Source organism: Amycolatopsis sp. NBC_01480, from assembly GCF_036227205.1.
Taxonomy (GTDB): Bacteria; Actinomycetota; Actinomycetes; order Mycobacteriales; family Pseudonocardiaceae; genus Amycolatopsis.
This window is the reverse complement of record NZ_CP109442.1, coordinates 5,204,348-5,217,577: the sequence shown is the minus strand read 5'-3', so window position 1 is coordinate 5,217,577 and position 13,230 is coordinate 5,204,348. Positions and strand designations below refer to the sequence as shown.

General features: G+C 70.4%; 12 protein-coding genes. 6 read left to right on the top strand and 6 right to left on the bottom strand.

What is annotated here, in order from left to right:
* Positions 1-85: 85 nt before the first annotated feature.
* A complete protein-coding gene (locus OG371_RS25005; protein WP_329057522.1) occupies positions 86-649 on the bottom strand; it encodes a TetR/AcrR family transcriptional regulator in 564 nt (187 codons plus the stop codon).
* An 86-nt stretch (positions 650-735) separates the two neighbouring features.
* Between OG371_RS25005 and OG371_RS25000 the strand changes: the two genes are divergently transcribed.
* From OG371_RS25000 to OG371_RS24985, 4 genes are all read left to right on the top strand, one after another.
* Complete coding sequence (locus tag OG371_RS25000; RefSeq protein WP_329057520.1) at positions 736-1,644, top strand: TIGR03620 family F420-dependent LLM class oxidoreductase; 909 nt, start codon at positions 736-738, stop codon at positions 1,642-1,644.
* Positions 1,641-2,468 carry a TIGR03620 family F420-dependent LLM class oxidoreductase gene (locus tag OG371_RS24995; protein WP_329057518.1) on the top strand — a complete coding sequence of 276 codons (828 nt, stop codon included), beginning with the start codon at positions 1,641-1,643 and terminating at the stop codon, positions 2,466-2,468. Before OG371_RS25000 ends, OG371_RS24995 begins: the two co-directional genes overlap by 4 nt.
* Positions 2,469-2,631: 163 nt before the next feature.
* Positions 2,632-3,996, top strand: a complete 1,365-nt coding sequence (locus tag OG371_RS24990) for an ankyrin repeat domain-containing protein (RefSeq protein ID WP_329057516.1) — start codon at positions 2,632-2,634, stop codon at positions 3,994-3,996.
* A 120-nt stretch (positions 3,997-4,116) separates the two neighbouring features.
* The gene (locus tag OG371_RS24985) at positions 4,117-5,019 is read left to right on the top strand and encodes a nuclear transport factor 2 family protein (RefSeq protein WP_329057515.1); all 903 of its coding nucleotides are present in this window, start codon (positions 4,117-4,119) and stop codon (positions 5,017-5,019) included.
* A 197-nt stretch (positions 5,020-5,216) separates the two neighbouring features.
* Here the strand turns inward: OG371_RS24985 and OG371_RS24980 are convergent, their stop codons facing one another.
* The 4 genes from OG371_RS24980 to OG371_RS24965 all read right to left on the bottom strand — a co-directional run bounded on the left by OG371_RS24980 (position 5,217) and on the right by OG371_RS24965 (position 9,117).
* The gene (locus OG371_RS24980; RefSeq protein ID WP_329057512.1) at positions 5,217-5,492 is read right to left on the bottom strand and encodes a DUF397 domain-containing protein; all 276 of its coding nucleotides are present in this window, start codon (positions 5,490-5,492) and stop codon (positions 5,217-5,219) included.
* A gap of 148 nt (positions 5,493-5,640) precedes the next feature.
* Positions 5,641-6,654, bottom strand: a complete 1,014-nt coding sequence (gene ilvC, locus OG371_RS24975) for a ketol-acid reductoisomerase (RefSeq protein WP_329057510.1) — start codon at positions 6,652-6,654, stop codon at positions 5,641-5,643.
* A 67-nt stretch (positions 6,655-6,721) separates the two neighbouring features.
* Positions 6,722-7,228, bottom strand: coding sequence for an acetolactate synthase small subunit (ilvN, locus tag OG371_RS24970; protein WP_086842284.1), 507 nt, complete (start codon positions 7,226-7,228; stop codon positions 6,722-6,724).
* A complete protein-coding gene (locus OG371_RS24965; protein ID WP_329057507.1) occupies positions 7,225-9,117 on the bottom strand; it encodes an acetolactate synthase large subunit in 1,893 nt (630 codons plus the stop codon). Before OG371_RS24965 ends, ilvN begins: the two co-directional genes overlap by 4 nt.
* A 323-nt stretch (positions 9,118-9,440) precedes the next feature.
* Here OG371_RS24965 and OG371_RS24960 point away from each other — a divergent pair, with 323 nt between their 5' ends.
* Together OG371_RS24960 and ilvD are read left to right on the top strand one after the other, a co-directional pair.
* The gene (locus OG371_RS24960; RefSeq protein WP_329057506.1) at positions 9,441-9,983 is read left to right on the top strand and encodes a PH domain-containing protein; all 543 of its coding nucleotides are present in this window, start codon (positions 9,441-9,443) and stop codon (positions 9,981-9,983) included.
* 72 nt (positions 9,984-10,055) lie between these two features.
* The gene (ilvD, locus tag OG371_RS24955) at positions 10,056-11,909 is read left to right on the top strand and encodes a dihydroxy-acid dehydratase (RefSeq protein ID WP_329057504.1); all 1,854 of its coding nucleotides are present in this window, start codon (positions 10,056-10,058) and stop codon (positions 11,907-11,909) included.
* A 64-nt stretch (positions 11,910-11,973) separates the two neighbouring features.
* Here ilvD and OG371_RS24950 read toward each other — a convergent pair whose 3' ends face one another.
* Positions 11,974-12,549 (bottom strand): DoxX family protein, encoded by a 576-nt coding sequence (locus OG371_RS24950; protein WP_329057503.1) that lies wholly within the window; start codon positions 12,547-12,549, stop codon positions 11,974-11,976.
* Positions 12,550-13,230 lie beyond the last annotated feature (681 nt).

Genomic DNA, 13,230 nt, shown 5'->3' with positions numbered 1-13,230 from the left:
GGTCGACAAACGGTGTCAGCACGTCGTTGTGCCCCGGTCAGGGCGGAGTTTAACCCGCTGACCGCCCCCCTGGCTTCTCACGGTGTTAACTCGGCCGCAATCCTTCGAAAACAAGAGTCAGCAAGCGTTGCATGCCCTCACCGCCCGGCACGTGCGCTCCGGCCCAGGATGCCGCGTGCACCAGCAAAAGCAGCTCGTTCGGCGTGACGTCCGCGCGGAGTTCGCCGGCTTGCTTCGCGCGTTCCACTAGGTGGGAACCGGCTTCCCGCATCGCGTGACAGGACGCGTACAGCCGCGACGATTCGTCATTGAGCGCGTCGGCGGTCAGCTCCACCAAGCCGCGGAACGTGCCGGTGGCGTCGCCGAGGCCCACCAGCCAGTCGCGCAGGGCGTTCAGCGGCTCGTCGTGGGTGAGCAGCACGCGCGCCCGCTCGGCCTGGCCGTCGAACCGGGCCCGCAGGAGCGTCTCGAGCAGCGCTTCCCGGGTCGGGAAATGCCGGTACAGCGTGCCGATGCCGACGCCGGCGCGGCGGGCGATGTCCTCCAGCGACGCGTCGACGCCGTGTTCGGTGAACGCTCGCTGCGCCTCCTCGAGGAGGCGCTCGTAGTTGCGGCGGGCGTCCGCGCGCATCGGTTTCACTTCGGTCATCGCCCGGCCAATGCTACTCGGTGGATATTCGGAGGCATCCTCCGTATGTTAACCGGAGGCAGCCTCGGATTACTGGAGGGAACGAGATGACCCTGCTCGAAGACACCCGGGCCCGGCTCGGCGCGATCGGCGCGTGGTTGCCGAGCGCGCCGCTGGCCCCACCGCCGGACGTCGAACGCGCGGCCACCCGGCGGCTGGCCGCGCTCGGCTACCGCTCGGTCTGGAGCGGCGAGGGACCCGGCACGCGCGAGGTGTTCGCGCACTTCGGCGACCTGCTCGCCTCGGTGCCGGACGTCGTGCTCGGCACCGGCATCGCCAACATCTGGTCGCGGCCGGGGCGGACCGCCGAAAAGGGCGGGGCGACGCTCGCCCGGGCGCACCCCGGCCGGTTCGTGCTCGGCATCGGCGCCGGGCACGCGTTCCAGGCCGCGAAGTTCGGCGAGCGGTACCGGCCACTGGACCGGATGCGGGACTATCTGTCCGAAATGGACGCCATAGCGGCGGAAAACCCTTCCCCGGTGGCGTTTCCCCGGGTGCTGGCCGCCGTCGGGCCCAAGATGCTGGCACTGGCCCGCGACCACGCCGACGGCGCGCACCCGTTCGCCCAGCCGATCGGGCACACGCCGTACGCGCGGGAAATCCTCGGGCCGGACAAGTTGCTGATCCCGCAGCAGACGGTGCTGCTCGGCAGCCGCGAGGAAGCCAGGGCGAGCGTCCGCCGCAGTGTGGCGCTTTCGCACGAACACAACGTCAAGGCGTATATCGCGGGCTGGAAACGGCTCGGCTTCACCGACGCCGACATCAACGGCCCCAGCGACCGCTTCGTCGACGACTACCTCATCTGGGGCGACGCGAAGACGATCGCGAAACGGCTGGGCGAACTCCTCGACGCCGGCGCGGACCACGTGCTCGTCACCCCGTCCGGCGGCCCGTTCGAATCCATTGTGGACGATCTGGCGGAGCTGGCCCCGGCGTTGGCCGAGGTGACGCGATGAGCGTGGGAATCTGGCAGTTCTTCGACGGCGTCCCGATCGGCGCCGTGCGCGAAACCGCCGCCGAGGTGGAGGAGCTGGGCTTCGACGCGCTCTGGTTCGGCGAGTACGGCGGGCGGGACGCGTTCACGCAGGCGGCGCTGATCCTGGCGGCCACGGCGAAGCTGACCGTGGCGACCGGGATCGCGCGGTTCGACCGGCGGGCGCCGATCACGGCGGAGGCCGCGACGCGGGCGCTCGGCGAGGCGTATCCCGGCCGGTTCGTCGTCGGCCTCGGCGGGCACTTCCCCGGCCAGCAGCCGCTCGCGGCGATCCGCGAATACCTGGCCGGCATGGACCAGGCCGAGCTGCCCGGACTGCCGCCGCCCACGCCGCGGCCACGCCGAGTGCTCGCGGCGCTCGGCCCGAAGGTGCTGGAACTGGCGGCTGAGCAGGCCGACGGGGCGCACCCGTACTTCGTCCCTCCGGAGCACACGGCGCTGGCCCGGGAACGGCTCGGCAAAAGCGCGTACCTCGCTGTCGAGCAGGCGGTGGTGTTGGACGGCGACGTCGAGACGGCGCGTGCGGTGGCGCGGGAGCACGTCGGCACGTACGTGAAGCTCGCCCCGCATCACCGGTCGAACCTCCGCCGGCTCGGTTTCACCGACGACGACCTGACCGGCGGCGGCAGTGACCGGCTCGTCGACGCGCTGGTCGCCTTCCGCGGCGAACAGCAGGTCGCCGACCGGATCCGGGCCCACCTCGACGCGGGCGCCGACCACGTCTGCGTCCAGGTCCTGGCGCGGAACCAGCGGTCCTATCGCGACCTCGCCGCCTTGCTCGTCTGAGCGGCGAGCGCGGGCCCCCGCGGTAGGGTGGCGGGACGCGGTGAGGGCCGCGTCCCGTCCGCGGAAAGGGCCGAGCCCACCCCCGTTCCACCGCACCACCTGTTCCGCACCTTCTTTCCTGCCCGGTGCCGGCGGACCACGGGCGACGAGGGAAGGAGGCACCATGGGCACGCTGCCCGCCAATCCCAGCCTGGAGCAGTTGCGCAAACGCGCGAAAGAACTCGCGCGCGCCGAAGCCGTGAAGCTGTCCGAAGCGCAGTTCCGCATCGCGCGCGAGCACGGTTTCCCGAGCTGGCCGAAGCTTCAGGCGTACGTTCGACGCGTCGCCGAAAACGGGCCAGACCTGCAGCACGCCTATCACGCCGACGTCGGCTACTACGCCGACCGCGCGCTCGGGCTGCTCGCGTCCGCCGAGGACGGCACGACCGGCGCGCAGGTGGCGTTCGAACGCCACGGTCAGGCCCTCACCCGCGACGGCGCCCGGGCAGTCGTCGCGAGGGAGCACGGTTTCGGCTCGTGGCGGGCGTTGCGCGAGCACGTCGCGGTGTTGCCGGAAAACGGCGAACCCTTCGCCCGCGCGTACCGGCTGGTCGAGGCGGGTGACGTCAACGGGCTGACGGCGATGCTCGACGTGTTCCCGCAGCTGGTCCACGCCCGCGGCACCAACGGCAACGACCTGCTCGGCATGGCCGGCGCCACCGGCGACGAACGGCTCACGCGCGTGCTCCTCGACCGCGGCGCCGACCCGTCGCGCGCCAACGCGCACGGCTGGACGCCGCTGCACCAGGCCGCGTACAGCAAGCAACCGCTACTCGCCGAGATGCTGCTCGACGCCGGCGCGCCACTGGACGTCTCCGCGCGAGGAGACGGCGGGACGCCCCTGATCGTCGCGCTGTTCTGGGGAAACCGGGCGGTGGCCGAAAAACTGGCGGCGCGCGACCGGTCCCCTCGCAACCTCCGGGTCGCCGCCGGCCTCGGCGATCTCACGCTGCTGGACGAACTCCTCCGTCCGAACGGGACACTCGCGCCGGGCGCGGGCGAGCACCGTCAGTTCTACCGCCCGCACAGCGGTTTCCCGTTCTGGCAGCCCACGGACGACCCGGCCGAGATCCGCGACGAAGCCCTCAGCTGGGCCGCGCGCAACAACCGCGTGGACGCGATCCGGACGCTCGCCGCCCGCGGCGCGGACCTGGACGCCGACGTCTACCGCGGCACCGCCCTGACGTGGGCCGTCGCCCGGCACCGGCTCGTCGCCGTGCGGACGCTGCTCGAACTGGGCGCCGACGTTAACCGCGTGGGCACGTTCGGCGGTCCCGAGCACGGCGTCGGAATCACGGCACTGCACCTCGCCGCGGAGGGCGGCCGGCTGGACATCATCACCACACTCGTCACGGCCGGCGCCGACCTCACCGTCCGCGACAGCCAGTGGAACAGCACCCCCGAAGGCTGGGCCGAGGCCTGTGACCAGCCGGAAGCCCGGGCCCTGCTGCAACGGCTGGCCGATCCGGAGCACGTGCCCGAGGCGTAGCCGCCCAGCGGCCAAACCCTGGCCGACGTGGGCAGCCAGTGGACAAGCGGAGTCTGTAGTCCGTATCGTCGAGGACCATACGGACTATCGACTCCGTTTCATTGCCTGCTGGAGGACTTCGTGACCACACCGACTGACCTGTTCCATCGGCTTACCGAGGGCCTGGCCGAGGGCCGCTACGACGAGCTTTCGCCGTTGTACGCCGAGGACGCCGTGCTCGTGCATCCGACGACACCGCCGCGGCCCCGGCAGCTGGAGGGGCGCCAAGCCATCCACGAACTGCTCACCGGTCGGATCGGGGCGACGATGCGCCTGGTGGCCCACGACGTGGTCGTCCACGAGACGACAGCTCCCGAGGTGATCGTCGCCGAATACCAGAACACGGTGGAGTCGCTGAAAACCGGGCGGACCATCGAGAACGCCAACATCCTGGTGATCCGCGCGCGCGACGGGCTGATCGTGCGCAGCCACGACTACCACGACTACCTCAAGCTGGCCGCCGTCCGGGGCAGCATCGAACCGGTCGTGGACGCGTACGCGCAGGCACCGGCACACGTTCGGGGGCCTGTCGCGCCCCGGCCCGCCGAACTGGCCGACCGCAAGAGCCCGCTCGGCGTGTTCCAACGGCTCTGTTTCGGCGTCTCGGACGCCAGCTGGGCCGAGCTCCCGGACCTCTACGCCGAGCAGACCGACGTCCGCCACCCGTTCCTGCCGAACGCCCCGCTCCTGAAAACCCGCGACGACCTGCGGGCCCACTTCGCCTCGGCCGGCGAGCTGGGGATCCGGATGCAGGCGACCGACCTCGTGACGTACCAGTCAACGGATCCGGAGGTGATCATCGGCGAGTTCGCCTATGAGGGTGAACTCGGCGGGAAACCGTTGCGCATCAACAACATCTTCGTAGTGCGGGTCCGCGACGGCCTGATCGTCGAGTCCCGCGACTACGGCGATCACCTCGGGCTGGCCGCGACCGCCGGACGGCTGCCGGAACTGTTCGCGAGCCTGGGCGACCAGACGGCCTGACCAGATGGTCTGACCATCCATCCCGAACACGCAGCCTGACCACACGACCGCAACACCCGGCCTGGCCATGCAGCCAGCCCACGCAGCCGGTCCACGCGGCCTGACCACGCCGCGGCCCGGCGACGCAGCCGACGCCGCCCGGGGCGGCAACCGCGTCGCCGATCAGTGGCGACTACCGGAGATCCCCCGGTCAGCGGCTATTTCGGGAGATCCCCAGGCAGGTCGAACTCGCCGTCCTCGACGCCCTTCACGAACGCGTCCCATTCCGAAGGCGTGAACACCATCTTGAGCCCGTCCGGCTCGATCGAGTGCCTCAAGGCCACATAGGTGACGCCATCGGTGTGCGGCACGAAGGCGACTTCGAGGCGGTTCTCGAGCGTGACGCCTTCCTGCTCGCCCGGGATCCACTCGGCGGCGGTCAGGTCCAGCTCGTGCCGGATGTGCGCCTTGTCATCGACCGGCTGATCACTCATGAGCGCAAGGGTAACCACCCGGTCACCGGCCACAAGGGACGGCCACGCGGACGCCGAACGGCCCCCTCACCCGGCCGGGCGAGGGGGCCGTTCGCGACCGGGACCCCGGCGATCGGAACCGCCGCGGGGCCGGGACCGCCGTGAAACGTCAGGCGGTCTCGGTGATCGGCCGGTCCACCCACGACATCAGGTCGCGCAGCTTCTTGCCGGTCGCCTCGATCGGGTGCTGGTTGCCCTGCTCCTCGAGCTTGGTGAAGTTCGGCCGGCCGGCCTCGTCCTCGGCCACCCACTCGCGGGCGAAGGTGCCGTCCTGGATCTCGCCCAGGATCTTCTTCATCTCCTGCTTGACCGCGGGCGAGATCACGCGCGGGCCGCGGGTGAGGTCGCCGTACTCGGCCGTGTCGGAGATGGAGTAGCGCTGGCGCGCGATGCCGCCCTCGTACATGAGGTCGACGATCAGCTTGAGCTCGTGCAGCACCTCGAAGTAGGCGATCTCCGGGGCGTAGCCCGCCTCGGTGAGCACCTCGAAACCGGTCTGCACCAGCGCGGAAGCGCCACCGCAGAGCACGGCCTGCTCGCCGAAGAGGTCGGTCTCGGTCTCCTCGGTGAAGGTCGTCTTGATGACGCCCGCCCGCGCGCCGCCGATGGCCGCGGCGTAGGAGAGCGCGAGCGCCTGCGCGCCGCCCGTGGCGTCCTGCTCGACCGCGATCAGGCAGGGCACGCCCTTGCCGTCGACGAACTGGCGGCGGACCAGGTGGCCCGGGCCCTTCGGCGCGACCATGGCGACGTCCACGTTGCCCGGCGGCTTGATCAGGTCGTAGCGGATGTTGAAGCCGTGGCCGAAGAAGATCGCGTCGCCGTCCTTCAGGTTCGGCGCGATGTGCTCTTCGTAGATGTAGCGCTGCTTGGTGTCCGGCGCGAGGATCATGATCACGTCCGCCTCGGCGGACGCCTCGGCGACCGAGAGCACCCGCAGCCCCTGCTCCTCGGCTTTCGCCCGGGACTTGGAACCCTCCTGCAGGCCGATGCGGACGTCGACGCCGGAGTCGCGCAGGCTCAGCGAGTGGGCGTGGCCCTGGCTGCCGTAGCCGATCACGGCGACCTTGCGACCCTGGATGATCGAGAGGTCGGCGTCGTCGTCGTAGAAGATTTCCACTGCCATGGGGGGTACTACTTCCTTTCCTGACTGCTGAACGTCTTCGGGGGTCCAAACCCCCAGGTAATACTGGTCAGCGGGGCGAGGTGGCGGTGATCGAGCGGGCCCCGCGCCCGACCGCGACCATCCCGGACTGCACGAGCTCCCGGATGCCGTAGGGCTCGAGCATCCGCAGCAGCGCGCCGATCTTGTCCGAGGTCCCGGTCGCCTCGACCGTGAGCGCCTCCGGCGACACGTCCACCACCTTGGCACGGAAGAGCTGGACGGTCTCGAGCACCTGGCTGCGCACGGTGTTGTCGGCCCGGACCTTCACGAGCAGCAGTTCGCGCTGCACCGCCGTGGACTGCTCCAGCTCCACGATCTTGATCACGTTCACCAGCTTGTTGAGCTGCTTGGTCACCTGTTCGAGCGGTAGCTCTTCAACGGCGACCACGATCGTCATGCGGGACACCTCGGGGTTCTCCGTGGGCCCGACGGCGAGGGACTCGATGTTGAAGCCGCGGCGGGAGAACAGTCCGGAGACCCGGGCGAGCACACCGGGCTTGTTCTCGACCAGCACGCTGAGCGTGTGGACGGTCATCGGTCTTCTCCTTCCGCGGCGGTGGCGGCCTCGGCCACTTCCTGCGAAACGTCGTCGTCGTCGAACAGCGGCCGGATCCCGCGGACCGACATGATCTCGTCGTTCCCGGTGCCCGCGGCCACCATCGGCCACACCTGGGCATCCTTCCCCACGACGAAGTCGATCACGACGGGACGGTCGTTGATCTCCATCGCGCGGCGGATGGTGGCGTCGACGTCCTCCTTGGCCTCGCAGCGCAGGCCGGCGCAGCCGAGCGCCTCGGCCAGCAGCGTGAAGTCCGGGATGCGGTGCTTGTGCGTGCCGAGGTCGGTGTTCGAGTACCGCTCGGAATAGAACAGGTTCTGCCACTGCCGGACCATGCCGAGGTTGCCGTTGTTGATCACGGCCACCTTGATCGGCGCGCCCTCGATGGCGCAGGTGGCCAGTTCCTGGTTGGTCATCTGGAAACAGCCGTCGCCGTCGATCGCCCACACCGGCGTGCCGGGCAGGCCGAACTGCGCGCCCATCGCGGCCGGGACGGCGTAGCCCATGGTGCCGAGGCCGCCGGAGTTGATCCAGGTGCGCGGGTTCTCATACTTGATGAACTGCGCGGCCCACATCTGGTGCTGGCCGACGCCCGCGGCGAACACCGCGTCCGGGCCGACCAGCTCGCCGATCCGCTCGATGACGTACTGCGGCGACAGCGAGCCGTCGTCGGGCCACTCGTAGCCGGCCGGGTAGTCGGCCCGCCACGACTCGACCTGCGTCCACCAGTCGGCGAGGTCGGGCCGGTGGCCGGCGTCGAACTCGGCCTGCACCGCGGTGATCAGCTCGCCGATGATCTCCTTGCAGTCGCCCACGATCGGCACGTCGGCCTTGCGGTTCTTGGAGATCTCCGCCGGGTCGATGTCGGCGTGGACGACCTTCGCCTCGGGCGCGAACGACGAGAGCTGCCCGGTGACGCGGTCGTCGAAGCGGGCGCCGAGCGCGATCAGCAGGTCGGCCCGCTGCATCGAAGCGACGGCCGCGACCGCGCCGTGCATGCCGGGCATGCCGACGTGCTGACGGTGCGAGTCCGGGAACGCGCCGCGCGCCATCAGCGTGGTCGCGACCGGGATGCCGGTCAGCTCGGCCAGCTCCAGCAGCTGCTCGGAGGCCTCCGCCTTGATCACGCCGCCGCCGACGTACAGCACCGGCCGGTGGGCCTGCGCGATCAGCTTCGCCGCTTCGCGGACCTGCTTGCCGTGCGGCCGCAGCGTCGGGCGGTAACCCGGCAACCGCAGCTCCGTGGGCCAGGAGAACGAGGTCATCTCCTGGAGCACGTCCTTGGGGATGTCCACCAGCACCGGGCCGGGCCGGCCCGTCGACGCCAGGTGGAACGCCTCGGCGATGGCCCGCGGGATCTCCGCCGGGTCGGTGACGAGGAAGTTGTGCTTGGTGATCGGCATGGTGATGCCGCAGATGTCGGCTTCCTGGAACGCGTCCGTGCCGATCAGCGAACGGCTCTGCTGCCCCGTGATGGCGACGATCGGGACCGAGTCCATGTTCGCGTCGGCCAGCGGGGTGACCAGGTTGGTGGCGCCGGGGCCCGACGTCGCCATGCAGACGCCGACCTTGCCGGTCGCCTGGGCGTAGCCGGTGGCGGCGTGCCCGGCGCCCTGCTCGTGCCGGACGAGGATGTGGCGGACCTTCGTGGAATCGAGCAACGGGTCGTACGCGGGGAGGATCGTTCCGCCGGGGATGCCGAAGACGATCTCGGCGCCGACCGCCTCGAGCGAGCGCACGAGCGACTGGGCGCCCGTGACCCTTACCGGGGTTCCCGCCGGCGGCGCCGGCTTCGGACGTGCTCCTGGGACACCGGGCGTGCTGGGCCCGGGCTTCGCGTCGCTGCGCGACGTGGCACTGGTCATCGGTTCTGCCTCGTGGGTTCTCGGTGTCACTCGTTCGGGTTTACCTGGGGCCGTACACCGGTCGGAAACCGGTTTCACGCAACAAAAAACCCCCGCCGACCATAAGGTCGCACGAGGGTCGCGCGTCGACGCAGCGGACTCTTCCTAAGCGTCGACGCGCTTGGGAAGTACGAGGCCGGTGTGCGTTGTCACGGCGCTGACGTTAGACCGGCCCTCGCGCGAGTGTCAACTCTGCGGGACGGCGATTCCGCATGCTGGACGGCCAGTACTGTCCCCGCGGACCCCCGCGCAGGCCCGCGCGAGCGCCGGTGCACCATTCTCCCGTGGACGGAAAAGAGCAGGACCAGAGCGTGGACGAGGGCCGCAAGGCCGTCTTCAAGATCCCCAGCACGGCCTACCTGGCGATCGGGCTCCTGACCGTCTGTGTGACACCGATCGCACTGGGCGAGATCGGCGGACTGCAGTGGCTGTACGTCTTCCCGATCGGGTTGTTCGTGTTCGTCGCGCGGTGGCGGACCGTCGCGACCAAGCAGGGCCTCGCCGTGCGGACCGTGTTCGGCCACCGCGAGCTGCCGTGGTCGTCGCTCAAGGGGCTGGCCATCACCGGCAAGTCTCGAGTCCGCGCCGTGCTGCGGGACGACACGCAGATCTCGCTGCCCACCGTGCGGACGCGGCACCTGCCCGTGCTCGCGCTGGTCAGCGAGGGCGTGGTCAAGGACCCGAGCGGGCAGCTGGGCGACGACGACGTCAAGACCGGGAAGTCCGACGGAGCGGAGGCCGGGACCACTCCGGAGCCCGCTTCCGAGCCCGCGGCCGAAACCGCTCCCGCGGAGACCACCGGGTCCGAGGCCAAACCGGGTGAGTAGAATTGGTAGGACCAGTTTGCGGGGCGGTCTCATGACCCCGCCTGGACCAGCCTTCTGACCTGGGAGAATGCCGTGCCGCACCTCCGTTCCCGGACCACCACCCACGGCCGCAACGCGGCGGGCGCGCGCTCGCTGTGGCGCGCGACCGGGATGACCGACAGCGACTTCGGCAAGCCGATCGTCGCCATCGCGAACTCCTACACGCAGTTCGTGCCGGGCCATGTGCACCTCAAGGACCTCGGCGAGATCGTCGCGGAGGCGGTCAAGGAGGCGGGCGGCATCGCCCGCGAGTTCCACACGATCGCCGTCGACGACGGCATCGCGATGGGCCACTCCGGCATGCTCTACTCGCTGCCCTCGCGCGAGATCATCGCGGACTCCGTGGAGTACATGGTCAACGCGCACCAGGCCGACGCGCTGGTGTGCATCTCCAACTGCGACAAGATCACGCCGGGCATGCTGAACGCCGCCATGCGGCTGAACATCCCGACCGTGTTCGTCTCCGGCGGGCCGATGGAGGCGGGCAAGGCCGTGGTCGTCGGCGGGGTCGCGCAGGCGCCGACCGACCTGATCACCGCCATCTCCGCGTCCGCGAACAGCGAGGTGGACGAGGACGGCCTTGCGGAGGTCGAGCGCTCGGCCTGCCCGACTTGCGGCTCCTGCTCCGGCATGTTCACCGCGAACTCGATGAACTGCCTCACCGAGGCGCTCGGCCTTTCGTTGCCGGGCAACGGTTCCACGCTGGCCACGCACGCCGCGCGGCGCGACCTGTTCGCCGGCGCCGGCCGTACCGTGGTCGAGCTGTGCAAGCGCTGGTACGTGTCCGAAGGTCCAGGCGACGAGTCGGTTTTACCGCGCTCGATCGCCACCAAGGCGGCGTTCGAGAACGCGATGGCGCTGGACATGGCGATGGGCGGCTCGACCAACACCGTCCTGCACATCCTCGCGGCCGCCCAGGAGGGCGAGGTCGACTTCACCATCAGCGAGATCGACGAGATCGGCCGCCGCGTGCCGTGCCTGTCGAAGGTGGCGCCGAACTCCGATTACCACATGGAGGACGTGCACCGTGCGGGCGGAATTCCGGCCATCCTCGGCGAGCTGCACCGCGGCGGGCTGCTGAACACCGGCGTCCACTCGGTGCACTCCCCCGACATCGACTCGTGGCTGAACGAGTGGGACGTTCGCGCCGAGTCCCCGTCGGAGAAGGCGCTGGAGCTGTTCCACGCGGCACCCGGCGGCGTGCGGACCACCAAGGCGTTCTCCACGGAGAACCGCTGGTCTTCGCTGGACACCGACGCCGCGGGCGGCTGCATCCGCGACGTCGAGCACGCGTACACCAAGGACGGCGGCCTGGCCATCCTGCGCGGCAACCTCGCCGAGAACGGCGCGGTGATCAAGGCCGCGGGCATCGACGAGGACCTCTGGCACTTCCAGGGGCCGGCGCGGGTGCTGGAAAGCCAGGAAGAGGCCGTTTCGGCGATCCTCAAGAAGGAGATCCAGCCCGGCGAGGTGCTGGTGATCCGGTACGAGGGTCCCGCCGGCGGCCCCGGCATGCAGGAGATGCTGCACCCGACGGCGTTCCTCAAGGGCTCGGGCCTCGGCAAGAAGTGCGCGCTGATCACCGACGGCCGGTTCTCCGGCGGCTCCTCGGGCATCTCCGTCGGCCACATCTCCCCGGAGGCGGCCGCGGGCGGCCTGATCGCGTTGGTCGAAAACGGCGACCAGATCGTCCTCGACATCCACGAACGCCGCCTGGAACTCCTGGTCGAGCCGGAGATCCTGGCTGAGCGCAGGTCGAAGATGGAAGTCTCCGAACGGCCGTGGCAGCCGAAGGACCGCCAGCGCCCGATCACGGCGGCGCTGCGCGCGTACGCCCGGATGGCCACCTCCGCGGACACGGGCGCGGTGCGCGACCCGAACAAGTGACCTGAGCGCGTTTGCCGCGAAAGGGCCGTTCGCCACCCGTGGTGAACGGCCCTTTCGTTCGTCTTCAGCGAGTCAGGACGATGACCACGACGGACGCCGCCGCGGCGAGAAGCAGCGAAACGAGCCCCAGTGGCAACGGCCGTTTCCGCCACGGAGTGTTCCGCTCCAACGAGATTCGGCCGGCGCCGGTGAAGACCAGCGCCAGCGCGACGAGGCCGAGCAGCAGCTCGAACTCGAACCCCTTGCCGTCGCCCACGAAGAAGCCGCCGTGGAACTTCGCGTAGACCACGTTGGCCGCCACGCCGAGCAGCCCGGCGGCCGCGAGCGGCGTGAACAGGCCGACGAGCACCAGCGCCCCGCCCGCCACCTCGGTGACCCCGGTGATCCACGAAAGCAGCGTGGTCTGTTTGTGGTAGCCGAACATCTCCAGCACGTGCGCGAAGCCGCCGACCCCGGGCCCGCCGAACGCGCCGAACAGGTGCTGCAGCCCGTGCGCGCCCATGATCACGCCCAGCCCGAGCCTCAGGACCAGCAGGCCCAGGCCAAGCCCGGCCTGGCGCGGCTCGTCGGTGGCGTCGCCGCTGGAATCCTCCACGCCGGACAGCAGACTGGTCTGGTAGTCATCCCCTTGACTGGTCACGCGCGAAGGCTAGGCGATGACGCGCCCCGCCGCGAGCGAGCACGCCGAGGTCAGGGCCCCTTTCGTCGGAACCGGCCCACACCGCTGCCCGGAACCGGTCGACGTCGCGCAGGCACCGAGCCAGAGCGCCCACGCTGGGCTCCACAGCTCACGGGCGCAGGACCCACAGCGGTCGGGCGCAGGTTCCACGCCGCAGGCACCAGACCGGCTCGGCCCTTTCGCCGGAACCGGCCCACACCGATGCCCGGAGGCGGCCCGCACCGCACGGGGCACCCGACTCACCACGCCCGCGCTGGATCCACGCCCCAGGCACCGGACCGATTCGCTCCTTCCAGGAACCAGCCCACGCCTGTAGCCGGAACCGGGCCAGACGCACGCGCACCGGTCCACATCGCCCGCGCGTACCGGCCCGCAGCTCGCGGGCACCGGCCCCACGCCGCGAGCACCGGACCGGTTAGGCCCTTTCGCCAGAACCGGCCCACACCGCTCCCGGAACCGGCCCACGCTGAGCGGGCACCGGACCAACAGGTGCGGGCGCTGGACTGGCTCGCCTCTCTCCTGACCTCATCGCAAGGTGTGGGGTCTCCCCTGACCTCATCGCGAAGTCCAGCGTTCGCCCGGGACATCGTCGCGAAGTCCAGCGTTCGCCCGGTCTCGTCGCGGAGTCCAGCGTCTCCCCTC